This is a genomic window from Sphingobium sp. B11D3D (assembly GCF_025961755.1).
Taxonomy (GTDB): Bacteria; Pseudomonadota; Alphaproteobacteria; order Sphingomonadales; family Sphingomonadaceae; genus Sphingobium.
Map to the genome: position 1 here is coordinate 2,369,751 of NZ_JAOQOG010000001.1, position 13,766 is coordinate 2,383,516.

Genomic DNA, 13,766 nt, shown 5'->3' on the forward strand with positions numbered 1-13,766 from the left:
CCATATATACACCGAAAATTTGAGCTTGATAGCGCTACCTTTTCGCACTAACGTTCAAGCATAGAAAAACACGATGTCTGGAGAGGGTGTAAGCGTGACGTGTCACGCCGACAAGGGACCACTTTATCCGCATCATGTGAAAACCGGCGGCAGCAATGCCGTTTCATGGCGTCTTCTGCCCGGGAAACCGGCCAGCGGAGCCGTTCGATGATTACAAGTGGAGGGGGTTATGAAAGGCAATCAGCCTAACTTCGATTATCTCAATCGTCCTGCAATTCTCAAGGCGGTCCTGCTCGGCGCCCCCAGTGCCCTGGCGCTGATCGTCTCGGCACCGGCGATGGCCCAAAGCAGCGCAGCGCCCCAGAGCGCATCGACTGAAGACATCATCGTCACCGGCTACCGCGCCTCGCTCCAGCAGAATCTCGATATCAAGCGCGAGTCCGCCGGCGTCGTGGAAGCGATCTCGGCCGAGGACATCGGCAAGTTCCCCGATCCTAACGTCGCGGCCGCCCTGCAGCGCCTGCCTGGCGTCTCCGTGCAGCGCAACGGTCGCCGTGGCGAGGCGGACGGCGTGACCATCCGTGGCTTTGGCGGCGACTTCATCGACACGCTGGTCGATGGCCGCCACATTTCGACCGCCATCGGCAACCGCGGTGTCGACTTCACGACCATCGGCTCGGACTTCGTCGGCCGGCTGAACGTCTACAAGACGCCCAATGTGGAGCTCTCCACCAGCGCCATCGGCGGCTTCATCAATGTGGAGATGCCCAAGCCGTTCGACCGTCCGGGTTTCCAGGTCATCGGCCGCGCCTCCGGCTCGTACCAGTCGCGCAGCAAGGATGTGACGCCGTCTGCCGGCCTGCTGATCTCAAACACGTTCGCGGATGACACGATCGGCATCCTCGGCAACGTCAACTACAAGCGCACGGACACCACCTCTAACCGCGTGTTCGTACCGGGCTGGATCGGCGCCAATTTCGCGCCCTGCCAGGCTGGCCCCAATGTGCCGACCTGCACACCGACCAGCGATGCCACCAGCGCCGCCTGGGCGACGCCCTCAAATCGCAATTCCGTGCTGAACTGGTTCCCGCAGCAAACGGGGATCGAGCAGATTCACACCAAGGACGAGCGCCTCGACGCGCGCATCGCCCTGCAGTGGCAGCCTTCGGACAATCTGCTCATCACGGTGGATGACAATTTCAGCCGTCAGACCGTGCACAGCAATGCGTTCGGCTATGCCGCCTGGTTCAACGGCAGCGACCTGCGCAACGTGAAGTATGACGAGAACGGCACGGTCGTCGATTTCTCGCAATTCGGCACGCCGATGGACTTCAACGCCAACTACACCCGCACCATTCTCGAGACGAACACCATCGGTGCGAACGTCAAATGGGATGTCAGCGAGAACCTCAAGCTGGATGTCGACGGCTTCATTTCCCGGAGCACCCGCAATCCCGGCCGGAATGGCTATAATGACAGCATGGACATCGGCTACGGCGGCACCAATGCCGGTGGCACGACCATCCTGGGGGCCAATACCGGCGTCACGATCCTTGGGCCCAGCAAGGACTATCTGCCGCAGATCCACGACATTGGTCCGGCAGGCAATGTCTCGCGCTTTACCGACACGAGCGTGATCGGTTCGCACGTGATTGTCCGTGGCGCGCCCTACAATGCCGACACCGTCAAGCAATTGCGGGCCGTTCTTCGCTGGGATCAGGACAACGTCAAGCTGGCCTTCGGTGGCCAGTATATGGAAGACAAGCTGTACGGCGAGAACACCAGCACGTTCAGCAACGGCGTGTTTGCCAGCCGCTCGGGCTATGGCACGCCTTCCGGACGCCCCGGCGGATCAAGCGGCGGCATCGCGCCACTGCCGGCCAGCGTCTATCAGGGCATCATCAGCACCGCAAACTGGATCCCGGGCTATCAGGGTAATCTCGGACCTTCGGTCATCGTCTATGACCCCTATCAGGTCTACAAGCTGCTCGAAGCCTCGGGTGGATCGGTGGCACCGACGCTCGATCCGGCCAGCGTCTATGAAATCCGCGAGAAGACCTATGCCATCTTCTTCCGGGCGACCTTCGACACCGATCTGGGCGGCATGCCGTTCAGCCTGACGGCCGGTCTGCGGCATGAAGGCACGCATCTGACCTCGAACGCGATCGGGCGCCGTCTGCTGGGCCTGTCGATCCCGTCGGGCGATCCGACCCTCATCCAGCCGAACCCGGCCCTGGGGACCAACGGCTTCTCCGATCCGACGACCATCTCGCGCAGTTCCAACTACACCTTCCTCCTGCCCAGCCTCGATGCAAAGCTGGAGGTGATGCCCAACCTGCTGCTGCGCATGAGTGCCTCGCGGACATTGACCCGTCCGGGCCTCGCCGCGCTGCGTCCCACCGTCACGCTGGGAACGTTGCGCGTGGGCAGCCTCTCGGCCAGTGGCGGTAACCCCGATCTCAAGCCGTATCTCTCCGATAACTTCGATGCGGCGGCAGAGTGGTACTATCAGCGCAACTCCTATGTTTCGGCCAACTTCTACCTCAAGCACATCACCAACTTCGTGGTCGGCGGTGTGTCGGTGCAGTCGATTGACGATGCGATCGATCCCAGCACCGGCCGGATTGCGCGCTTCAACGTGAACAGCCAGGTCAACGGGCCGGAAGCGACCGTGAAGGGCGTGGAAATCGCTGTGCAGCACGTCTTTGGCGAGAGCGGCTTCGGCTTCCAGGCCAATGCCACCTTCCCGTGGAGCAACCGCAATTACGATCCCACCAGTACGGACGGCTCGGCCTTCTCGATCACCGGCCTTGCCAAGTCGGCCAACCTGATCGCCTTCTATGACAAGGACGGTTTCCAGATCCGTGGCGCCCTCAACTGGCGTGACGAATATCTGGTCCGGCTCGGTCAGGATCAGGGCGGTACCTTCGGTGCGGAGCCGGTCTATGTCGATCAACAACTGCAGATCGATGCCTCGGCCAGCTATGACGTCACGCCTTTCGCGACGGTCTTTGTCGAGGCCAACAACCTCAACAATTCGACCTACAGCACGCATGGGCGGTTCAGCAATCAGACGCTGGATGTCTTCTCCTACGGGCGCCGCTTCTCGGCCGGTGTCCGCGTGAAGTACTGATCGGGTTGACTTCTTGCCGGGGGAGCGCACTCCTGCGCTCCCCCGCATCGTTCATGTGAGTGGTCATGGTTCATCCGGTCAAGAATATCGTGATCGTCGGCGGCGGCACCGCCGGGTGGCTGACGGCTGGGATCATCGCAGCGAGACATCGCGGCCGCATCCCGCACAGCTTCACCGTTACGCTGGTGGAATCGCCGAACACGCCGATCATCGGGGTTGGCGAAGGCACCTGGCCCACCTTGCGCTCGACGCTCAAGACCATGGGCGTATCCGAAACCGACTTCTTCCGCGAATGCGATGCGGCGTTCAAACAGGGCGCGCGCTTCAACCGCTGGACCACGGGCGCGGCGGACGACGGCTATTATCACCCGCTCGTTCTCCCGGAAGGTTTTGCCCGGGTCAATCTCGTCCCCCACTGGCTCGCCAACGGAAAAGGCCAGAGCTTTTGCGACACCGTGTGTCCGCAGGGCGTGATCTGCGACGAGAATTTAGGGCCCAAATCCATCACCACGGCTGAGTATGAAGGCGCCGCCAACTACGCCTATCATCTTGATGCCGGAAAGTTTGCGCCCTTCCTGCAGCGCCATTGCTGCGAGACTTTGGGCGTGCGCCATGTGCTGGCCGATGTACGGCAAGTGCTGCTGGCGGAGGATGGCGACATCCGCGCCATCGACACGGAGCAGGCCGGCGAGATCGAAGGCGATCTATTCATCGACTGCACGGGTTTTCGCAGCCTGTTGCTGGGCGATGCGCTGGGCGTGCCGTTCAAGGACTGCGGTGACATCCTGTTCTGCGACACCGCGCTGGCCGTGCAACTGCCCTATGAGAGCGAGAGCAGCCCGGTCGCGACGCACACCATCTCCACCGCGCAAAGCGCCGGCTGGATCTGGGATATCGGCCTGCCCTCCCGCCGGGGCATCGGCCATGTCTATTCCAGCCGCCACATCACGCAGGACGAGGCCGAGCGCGAGCTGCGCGCATATATCGGTCCGGCAGGCGCGGATTTGCCATTGCGGAAGATCGACATCCGCTCAGGTCACAGGGAAATCTTCTGGAAGCGCAATTGCGTGGCGGTGGGCCTCGCCGCCGGTTTCCTCGAGCCGCTGGAAGCCTCCGCCATCGTGCTGGTGGAACTCTCCGCCAAGATGATCGCCGAGCAAATGCCGGCCTGCCGGGAGGTGATGGACATCATCGCCCGACGCTTCAACGAGACCACCAGCTATCGCTGGGGCCGGATCATCGATTTTCTCAAGCTGCATTATGTGCTGACCAAGCGCACCGACAGCGCCTTCTGGCGGGACAATCTGCTGCCGGAGACCATCCCGGACCGCTTGGCGGACCTGCTGCACCTTTGGCGCTACCAGTCGCCCTGGTTCCATGACGAGTTCGACCGCATCGAAGAGGTCTTCCCCGCCGCGAGCTACCAATATGTGCTGTACGGCATGGGCTTCCGCACAGAAGTCGCACCCGAAACGCTGACGCCGGAGGCTGCCCTCGCCATGCAGGCGATCCGCGAGAACAGCCGCCAGACCGACCGGCTACGGACCAGCCTCCCGCGCCATCGCGACCTGCTGCGCAAGATTCGCGACTACGGCCTCCAGCCCGTCTGAGCTTTTGGGGGCATGAGACAGGCTTCCGGCATTCAGCCCCACGTCCCACGCTTATTGGGTAGCGCTACCTTTCTTCCACCACTTCGCATCCTGATCGCATTGACCAGCGCATGGCCGTGTATGGTCGCCGCGCAATTGCCGCCTGCGCCCGTCATCCCCGCAATGCCTGCGCGAGGCGCACCCAACTCGGAAGATGCCTTCGCCAATGTGCAGATATCGCCCCGGCCAGACGCCGAGCCGGCCGTGCTGCATGTTGCTTCGCTCGGGACCGAGACAGGCGATGGCAGCGCCGCACGCCCGTTCGGCACGCTGATGCAGGCGCAGGCGTCCGTGCGGCGCCTGAACCGCGACAGGCCCGTCACCGTCCAGCTCGCCGACGGCGTTTATTCCCTCGACGCGCCGTTGCACTTTGGCCCGGAGGATGGCGGCCATGCCGGCCATATCGTCCGCTGGGAAGCCGCGCCGGGCGCGCAGCCCACACTCTCCGGCGGGTCGATCGTGCAGGGTTGGACGCTCGCCGACCGCGACCGCAACATCTGGACGGCGTCGATCGGCAAGGGCAGCGATCCGCGCCAATTATGGGTCGATGGCCGCCTCGCCCATCGCGCCGCTGTCGAGGCGCCCCGGAGCGCCTTCGCCTTTTTCGATTGGGGCATCCAAATCGTCGATCCGGCATGGCGCTTTCTTGCCACCTTGCCGGACCAGAGCCGCATGGAGGTGGAGAACACCGGCTTTTTCACCGATCGACGGGCCGTCATCGACCGGATCGAGGGCGACCGCATTCTTCTCAAGCAGCCCGGCTGGCGCAACAATCTGATCGGCTATGATACCTTCGCAAAGCCGGTCTCCGGGAACAAGGCCCGCTTCTTCATCGCCAATGCCCTCGCCTTCATGCGCGCAGCCGGGGACTGGTACGCCGATCCGGCGAAAGGCGTGCTCTACCACAAGCCGCAGGATGGCCAGTCGCCCGAGGCCCATAAGATCGTCGTGCCGCGACTGGAGGCGCTCATCACGATCGCCGGGAGCGCGGAGGCGCCGGTGTCGGACATTCTCTTCGAGGGGCTGGCCTTCCGCCACACAAGCTGGCGTGGGCCGAGCAGCGCCGAGGGCTATGCCAGCCAGCAGAGCGGGAGTTATCTCGCAGGCGACATCGCCAATTATCCCGCCGATCCAGTTCGCGATTGCAGCTGGGGCTGTGCCGCGTTCGAGGCGCAACGCAACCACTGGCACCAGCAGCCCGCCGCTGTGCAGATTTCCGCCGCGCGGCGCATCACGTTCCGCAACGTCACCTTCGCGCAACTGGGACAGATCGCGCTCGGCATCGGCAACAGCCCGGAAGCCAATATGCGCGGCCCCGGGCTTGCCGCGCAGTCGATCGAGGTCAGCCGCTCGCGCTTCGGCCCGCTGGCCGGCGGCGCGATCATGGTTGGGGGAACGACCGTCGATGCCCACCATCCCTCCAGACCGGAGCTGGCCGTCCGCGACATACTGATCCGCAACAATCACATCGAGACAGTGTCGCAGGATTATCGCGAGCAGGCCGCCATTCTGGTTACCTACGCCTCAGCCACGCTCATCCTGCACAATGATGTGTCCGATGCGCCTTATGATGGCATCGACGTCGGTTGGGGCTGGGGGACCAATGATCCCGGCGGCAACACCGCGTATATGACGCGGGCGCGCGGCTATTATGATCAGCCCGGCAATCGCATCTACGAGAAGCCGACGATCCTGCGCGACACGGTGATCTTCGGCAACCGCGTTCATGGCGTAAAACGCTGGTTTCCGGACGGCGGCGCCATCTACCATCTCTCCGCCGATCCGGGCGCGCTGATTGCGGAAAACCACATCTATGATGTCCCCGGCGGCATCGGCGTCTATCTGGACGAAGGCTCGCGCTACGTCACCGTACGCAATAACGTCATCGACGGCGTCGGCCTGTGGGTGAACCTCAATGCGCAGGACGATGCCCGGCCGCGCCGAACCAATTTGGATAATGTTGCGACCGGTAACTGGTTCAACAGCGGAAAGGCCAATGGCAATTGGTCAGCCTATCTGAACAACCACCTCGCCAATAATATTGCCGTCAACGGGCAAGCCTGGCCGCCCGAGGCGCGCGCCGTCATCGCCCGTGCCGGGGTCCAGATGGACGGCACCGCGCCATGACCGCCCTTCCCCATCCTTTCGCCGACTCAGACGCTGGAGACAGATCATGACCCCCGCACCCTCGCTACGCGCCCTCATCCTCGCCGGTGCTGCAGCGTTCGCCGTGCCGCTGGCCGCTCAGACGGACGACGCCAACACGGTCATGGCGCAGTCGGAGCGGCAGGCGGCAGACATCGTGGCGAAGCTCACGCCGCAGGAAAAGGCGGACCAGCTTGTGAATGTCGCGCCCGCCATCCCGCGCCTTGGTATTCCCGGCTACAATTGGTGGACGGAATCGCTGCATGGCGCGATGGGCACGCTGCCGACCACCAACTTCCCCGAACCGATCGGCCTCGCCGCCACCTTCGATGCGCCGCTGGTCCATGATGTCGCCAACATCATCAGCGTCGAGATGCGCGGCCTGCATACGCGGGCGCGTCAGACCGGGCGCCTCGGGCGCATCGGCACGGGGCTGGACACATGGTCGCCCAACATCAACATCTTCCGCGATCCGCGCTGGGGGCGCGGGCAGGAAACCTATGGGGAAGACCCCTTCCTCACGGCCGAGATCGGCAAGGCGTTCATCACCGGCATGCAGGGGCCTGACCCGGCACGGCCCAACATCATCGCGACGCCCAAACATTATGCCGTGCACAGCGGCCCGGAATCGACGCGCCATCATGCCAATGTCTACGTTTCCCGCCACGATATGGAGGACACCTATCTGCCCGCTTTCCGCGCTGCCATCGTGGACGCCAAGGCGGGATCGATCATGTGCGCCTATAACCGGGTGAACGGGCAGCCGGCGTGCGCCAGTGACGAGTTGCTCAAGACACACCTGCGCGACGCCTGGGGCTTCAAGGGCTATGTCGTCTCCGATTGCGATGCGGTGACGGATATCAACCGCAATCATCATTATGCGCCGGATGCCGCCACGGCCGTCGCCGCCGCGATGCGCGCCGGGGTCGACAGCGAGTGCAATGGCGCGACGCTAAGCGACACCGCCGGGCTGGGACAGCCCTATCTCGACGCCTTGAACCGCAATCTCATCACCCAGAGCGATGTCGACACCGCGCTCGTGCGGCTGTTCTCCGCGCGCCTGCGCAATGGCGACCTGCCCGGTCTTGCGCCGCGCCCGGCCATAGCACCATCCGTCATCGGCGCGCCGGACCACAACGCGCTGGCGTTGAAGGCCGCCGAAAAGAGCCTGGTACTGCTTAAAAATGATGGCGCGCTGCCGCTCAAGCCCGATGCCCGCATCGCCGTCATCGGCCCGCTGGCGGACGCCACCCGCGTGCTGCGCGGCAATTATTCCTCCACCCTCTCCGGCCCGCCGATATCCGTGCTGGAGGGGCTGCGCCAGGCGATGCCCGGCGCGACGATCCACCATGCCCCCTTCGCCGAGACCTTTACCGATGGCGACCGCGTGCCGACGACGGCGCTCGTCGCGCCGGATGGCAAGCCCGGGCTGCTGGCGCGCTATTATAATCCCACGCAGACGCCGCCGGCCCGCTTCGCGCCCGGCACGTTCGACAGCGCAACCAAGGCGATGACCTTCCAGACCAAGCCGGTCGTGACCCGCAGGGAGGCCGATGTGGCCGGGCGCAGCCTCGATCTGGCGAAAGTCTCCGACCATCATCGCGTGGTATGGACCGGCTTCTTCGTCCCGCCCGAGAGCGGCACCTACCGGCTTGGCCTGTCCGGCTCCAACGGCGAGATGCTGCTCGACGGCAAGCCGTTCGTGGACCTCAAAAACTCGCGCTGGAACAGCCTGCCGACGATGAAGACGCTGACGCTGGAGAAGGGCAAGCGCTACCCGATCGAGATCATGATGACCTCGCACATCAACACCGGCATCGACCTGATGTGGAAGCGCGTCTCGCCCGATGCCGATGCCGCCCTTGCCGCTGCGGCGGCGCAATCGGACGTGATCGTCGCGGTCGTCGGCCTCACCTCGGATCTCGAAGCCGAGGAAACGCCGGTGAAGGTGCCGGGCTTTGAGGGTGGCGACAAGACCACGCTCGATCTGCCGGCCGAGCAGCTTGCCATGCTGGAAAAGGCCCGCGCGCTGGGTAAACCGCTGGTCATCGTGGCGATGAACGGCAGCCCCATAAACCTCGCCTGGGCGAAGGACCATGCAGCGGGCATCGTGGAGGCCTGGTATCCGGGGCAGAATGGCGGCCTCGCGGTGGCCAATGTCCTCTCCGGCAAGACCAATCCCTCCGGGCGCCTGCCCCTCACCTTCTATCGCAGCGTGGATGAGTTGCCGCCGTTCGGCGATTACAGCATGGCAGGGCGCACCTATCGCTACTTCACCGGCACACCGGTTTACGCTTTCGGCTATGGGCTGAGCTACACGCAATTTGCTTATGAGCCTCTGGGGGTGCAGGCATCGGGCGATGCTGCGCAGGGCGTGCGGGTTTCCACGGCCGTGCGCAATAGCGGGCAGCGGGCGGGCGAAGAGGTGGCGCAGCTCTACCTCGATTTCCCGGATGTGCCCGGCACCCCGCGTATCGCCTTGCGCGGCTTTCAGCGCGTGGACCTGAAGCCCGGTGAATCCCGCCAGATCAGCTTCGATCTCTCGCCGCGCGATCTGAGCACGGTGTCGTTGGAGGGCGTGCGGCAGGTCTTCACCGGTGCGTATCGCGTCTCGGTCGGCTCCGCTCAGCCAGACAGCGGCCTGCCGGTGCAGAGCGCGGGCTTTGCGATCGGCACCGGCGTCACCCTGCCGAAATAGGCGGGATGCCGAGCCAGCCGCTCACGTCGACCTGCTGGGGGCGGCCAGCCTTCAGCGGCACAATCAGGCGCTGGCTGGCGAAGCGGACCGTCCGCTCCGCATCGATGGCGCTGGTGAGGGTCAGCGTCCGTGGCCGGGACTGCGCCCAACCGAGATCGACCATGCAGGCCCCCCGTGCCCGCAGCCCGCGCACCGCGCCGGTCGGCCAGGCCGAGGGCAGCGCCGGCAGGAGGTGGATCTCATCGCCCCCGCTGCGCATCAGCATATGCGCGATGCCAGCGGTGCCGCCGAAATTGCCGTCGATCTGGAAAGGCGGATGGGCATCGAACAAATTGGGATAAGTCCGCTCCGGCCCAAGCAAAAAGCGCAGGATGCGGTGGGCACGATCGCCCTCGCCAAGCCGCGCCCACAGGTTGATCCGCCAGGCTGTCGCCCAGCCCGTTCCGAGATCGCCGCGCAATTCCAGCGAGCGGCGCGCCGCCGCCGCGAGCGCTGGCGTGTTGTCCGGGTCGATCTGCTGGCTCGGGAACAGCCCGTAGAGATGCGAAACGTGGCGATGGTCCGGCTCGGGCGCCTGCGCATCCCAATCCTGCTGCCACTCATGCAACTGCCCTTGCGCGCCGATGCGATCCGGCGCGAGGCGACCGCGCAAGGCGCGAAGCTCCGCCGCGAACGCGCTGTCGATGCCGAGCAGATCGGCGGCCTGCGCCGTCTGGTCGAACAGGTCGCGCAAAATCTGCTGGTCCATTGCCGGCCCGGCGCAGATCGCGATGTCGCCATGATGGGCGTTCTCCGGAGAGAGCGACGGGCTGGTAACGAGGGCGCCGGTCTCGGGATCGACCTGCAGCGTATCGACAAAGAACAGCGCCGCCCCGCGCATGAGCGGATAGACATCGCGCAGGAAGGTCTTGTCTCGCCCATAATCCCAGCGCTCCCACAAATGGGTGCACAGCCAGGCGCCGCCCGTCGGCCACATCCCCCACCGCGCGCCATCCACCGGCGCGGTGGCGCGCCAGATATCGCTGTTATGATGCGCCACCCAGCCGCGCGCACCATACATCTCCCGCGCGGTACTGGCGCCGCTTTCCGCCAGCTCCTGCACCATCCGCACCAGCGGCTCGGTGCATTCGGGCAAGGCCGTGATCTCAGCCGGCCAGTAATTCATCTGCGTGTTGATGTTGATCGTGTATTTCGATCCCCAAGGCGGATCGATGCTCTCATTCCAGATGCCCTGCAGGTTGGCGGCCTGGGAGCCGGGGCGCGACGAGGCAATCAGCAGATAGCGCCCATAATTGAAATAGAGCGCAGCAAGGCCGGGGTCATCGCGGCTCTGCGCGGCGATCACGCGCTCATCGGTGGGCAGCGCGGCGGCGCTGTCATCGCCAAGGTCGATCTCGACGCGGCGGTACAGGGCGCGATGGGCAGCGACCGCTTCACCATGCAGTTGCTCGGTGCTGCGCGCCATCGCGTCGACGATCCAGCCGCGCACAAGCGCATCTGGATCGCCGGAGACATCGTCGAAACGGCGGAAGCTCGTCGCCATCGCGACCAGAACCGTCACCGCCCGCGCGCCACGCAACGCCAGATGATCGCCCTGCGCGGTGAGCGAGCCGCCTTCCGGGATCACGCGCACCAGCCCTGCCAGCTTCAGCGCACCGTCGACGCCATGCGCGCCACGATTGCGCCCCCGGATGAGCAGCAGCGCGTCGCGAGCCTCCACCTGCGCCTCCTGCGCCGGGGCGAAGCCGATATCGAGATCGAGCGATGCCGGGCCATCCACCTCGTAGCGCAGCACGATCACCTGTCGCACGGGCGAGGCAAAGACCGTGCGGCGGTGACGCGTGCCCGCCAGCGTGAACGTCGTCGTTGCCGTGGCGCTGTCGAGGTCGAGCACGCGCCTATAATCGTCAGGGACTGTAGCGGACGCGGCGCCCGGCAAGCTGAGCAACAGATCGCCGAAGCTCTGATAGGCCATCTGCTGGACCGGCTGGCCGATCAAGGTGCGGTTCGCGAGGTCGTGCGCCTGCGCATAATCTCCCTGCGCGATCAGCCTGCGCACCTCCGGCAAGGCGGCACGGGCGGCGGGATTGACCGGATCATAAGGCCCGCCGGACCATAAGGTATCCTCGTTGAGTTGCAGCCGCTCGGTGCCGACGCCGCCGAACACCATCGCGCCGATCCGGCCATTGCCGACCGGCAGGGCCTGCGTCCATTCTGTCGCCGGGCGCCGATACCAAAGCCGGTCGCGCAAGGGTCTGTCGCTCTCGGACGCGGTCACGGCGGCGCCCGGCAAACAGGCATTGGCGGCGAGCAGCAGCGAGCCTTCGAGCACATCGCGGCGCGTGACCATCGCTCAGCGGTCCTTTCGGCTAGCGGGTCCAGACATAAGGCCCCACGATGGTGCCGGTGAACCCGCCGGCATCCTGTGTGCTGAGGAACCGGGCATCCAAATCCGCCGCGAGCCGGCCCATGCCCCCTGCCCCGGCATAGTGGAAGGACATGGTCCCCCCGTTCGCGCGGATCGTCAAAGTCATCGGGCTCCGGTTGGCGATAGGCGCGGAGGCGACCAGCTGCTCCTTCCCTTTGGCGCGAGTATACAGCGCGATTGCATCCTGCCCGTTCAGCCGCGTGAGGCCGAAGAACAGCCAGGCATCGTCGCTTTGCATCGCGGCAAGGCCGGCGCGGTCGCCTTCCTGCTCCGGCGAGAAGGTGACGACGGTGCGCATCGTCGCGACATGATGCTGCTGCCGCCGCCCAAGGAAGGCGGGCGTTCCGGCCTTGTCACCGAGCGGCGCGGCACTGGCCAGCACCAGATCGCCACGCTCCAGCCGATAGAACGGGTGATCCGGCGTGCGGACGCCGACCCATTGCATCCCCAGCCGGTCGCCCTCGAAGCTGTCGGCATACGCGAAATCGCCGCTGGTCGGCAGCGGCGGCCGGACCTGTGGAGGCAGCGCGGGCGCCTTCGGCGCGAACGGGATCCTCTCGCCATGCGGCAGGATGACCGGCCAGCCGTCTTTCCACTGGACGGGCAGCAGGAAGGTCTCGCGACCGATATTGTAATAATTGTCGGCATAAGGCCGCACCGCCAGAAAGGTTGCCCACCAGTCGCCTGCCGGGGTCTGGACGAGCTTGGCGTGGCCGGCGGAGGTGATCGGATCGGGCCGGGCGGGATCGAGGTCGCGCTGGGTGAGGATGGGGTTATCCTTGTGCGGCACATAAGGTCCGCGCAGCTTGCGCGAGCGGAACACCACCTGGGAGTGATCGACGCTCGTGCCACCTTCCGCCGCGGTCAGATAATACCAGCCATCCTTGCGCAGAATGTGCGGCCCCTCGATCCAGATCGGCTTCTTGCTCAGGTCCACCCCGCCATTGACGAGCTGGGTGCTCGGCCCGACCATCTTGCCGGCCCGCCAGTCATATTCCTGAATCCAGATTGCGCGGTGCCCCTCATAGCGCGGCGTCTCATCCGGCCCGCGATTGTTGACGATATAGGCTTTGTCGCCTTCCCAATAGATCGACGGGTCGATCCCCTCGAACGGTAGCCAGATGGGGTCGGACCAGGGGCCGGCGGGGTTCTTGGCGGTGATGACGAAATTGTCCCGGCACCCCACGCAGGTGTTGACGATGTAGAAGGTGCCATCATGAAAGCTGATGTCCGGCGCGAACACGGCTTCTGACACGCCCCGGCCGGCGAGGTTGAGCTGATCGGGCCGGTCGATCGCATTGCCGATCTGCGTCCAGTTCACCAGATCCTTGGAATGCCAGACCGGAAGCCCCGGAAAATGCGCGAAGGATGAGGTGACGAGATAATAATCCTCCCCCACCCGCGTAATGGAGGGATCGGGATAATAGCCTGAGAGGATTGGGTTGCGGTAGGCGCCGGGCTTGACCGTCACCTGCTCGATGGACTGCCCATCATAATCGAAGCTGGCAAAGCGGGCCTCCGGCCCCGCCCATGCCGCTGCAGGCATCAAGGCCAGCGCTGCGGCCATCCATCCACGCGCCCACAGTCCCGCCGCGATCTTCATCGTCCCTCTCCTTTTGGCGGCACGCTGATCCTGTGCGGATTCGCTGCCCGAGTCATATTGGTAGCGCTCCCATTTCTCCTTGCCCAGCCTGTTTTATGCGCGCGAGCGCG

Annotated in this window: 6 protein-coding genes; 4 read left to right on the top strand and 2 right to left on the bottom strand. The window is 64.9% G+C overall.

Annotation, left to right across the window (positions count from 1 at the left end):
* Nucleotides 1-229: 229 nt before the first annotated feature.
* The 4 genes from M2334_RS11185 (at nucleotide 230) to M2334_RS11200 (ending at nucleotide 9,625) form a co-directional block, all read left to right on the top strand.
* The gene (locus tag M2334_RS11185) at nucleotides 230-3,133 is read left to right on the top strand and encodes a TonB-dependent receptor (protein ID WP_264576146.1); all 2,904 of its coding nucleotides are present in this window, start codon (nucleotides 230-232) and stop codon (nucleotides 3,131-3,133) included.
* 65 nt (nucleotides 3,134-3,198) lie between these two features.
* Entirely contained in the window at nucleotides 3,199-4,743 is a 1,545-nt protein-coding gene (locus tag M2334_RS11190) for a tryptophan halogenase family protein (protein ID WP_264605441.1), read from the top strand.
* Between the two features lie 162 nt (nucleotides 4,744-4,905).
* Nucleotides 4,906-6,909 carry a right-handed parallel beta-helix repeat-containing protein gene (locus tag M2334_RS11195; protein WP_264605442.1) on the top strand — a complete coding sequence of 668 codons (2,004 nt, stop codon included), beginning with the start codon at nucleotides 4,906-4,908 and terminating at the stop codon, nucleotides 6,907-6,909.
* A 46-nt stretch (nucleotides 6,910-6,955) separates the two neighbouring features.
* Complete coding sequence (locus M2334_RS11200) at nucleotides 6,956-9,625, top strand: glycoside hydrolase family 3 C-terminal domain-containing protein (protein WP_264594811.1); 2,670 nt, start codon at nucleotides 6,956-6,958, stop codon at nucleotides 9,623-9,625.
* On the opposite strand, the gene M2334_RS11205 is transcribed toward M2334_RS11200, so the two are convergent.
* The gene (locus M2334_RS11205; protein ID WP_264594812.1) at nucleotides 9,609-11,975 is read right to left on the bottom strand and encodes a glycoside hydrolase family 95 protein; all 2,367 of its coding nucleotides are present in this window, start codon (nucleotides 11,973-11,975) and stop codon (nucleotides 9,609-9,611) included. The genes M2334_RS11200 and M2334_RS11205 overlap by 17 nt on opposite strands.
* Nucleotides 11,976-11,994: 19 nt before the next feature.
* On the bottom strand, nucleotides 11,995-13,656 hold the full coding sequence (locus tag M2334_RS11210; RefSeq protein ID WP_413716443.1) for a glycoside hydrolase family 43 protein: 1,662 nt from the start codon (nucleotides 13,654-13,656) through the stop codon (nucleotides 11,995-11,997).
* Between the last annotated feature and the right edge of the window lie 110 nt (nucleotides 13,657-13,766).

Excerpts from the sequence above, each read along its gene's own strand:
- M2334_RS11185 (WP_264576146.1), top strand. The coding sequence starts at position 230 with ATGAAAGGCAATCAGCCTAACTTCGATTATCTCAATCGTCCTGCAATT.
- M2334_RS11190 (WP_264605441.1), top strand. The coding sequence starts at position 3,199 with ATGGTTCATCCGGTCAAGAATATCGTGATCGTCGGCGGCGGCACCGCC.
- M2334_RS11195 (WP_264605442.1), top strand. The coding sequence starts at position 4,906 with ATGCCTGCGCGAGGCGCACCCAACTCGGAAGATGCCTTCGCCAATGTG.
- M2334_RS11200 (WP_264594811.1), top strand. The coding sequence starts at position 6,956 with ATGACCCCCGCACCCTCGCTACGCGCCCTCATCCTCGCCGGTGCTGCA.
- M2334_RS11205 (WP_264594812.1), bottom strand. The coding sequence starts at position 11,975 with ATGGTCACGCGCCGCGATGTGCTCGAAGGCTCGCTGCTGCTCGCCGCC.
- M2334_RS11210 (WP_413716443.1), bottom strand. The coding sequence starts at position 13,656 with ATGAAGATCGCGGCGGGACTGTGGGCGCGTGGATGGATGGCCGCAGCG.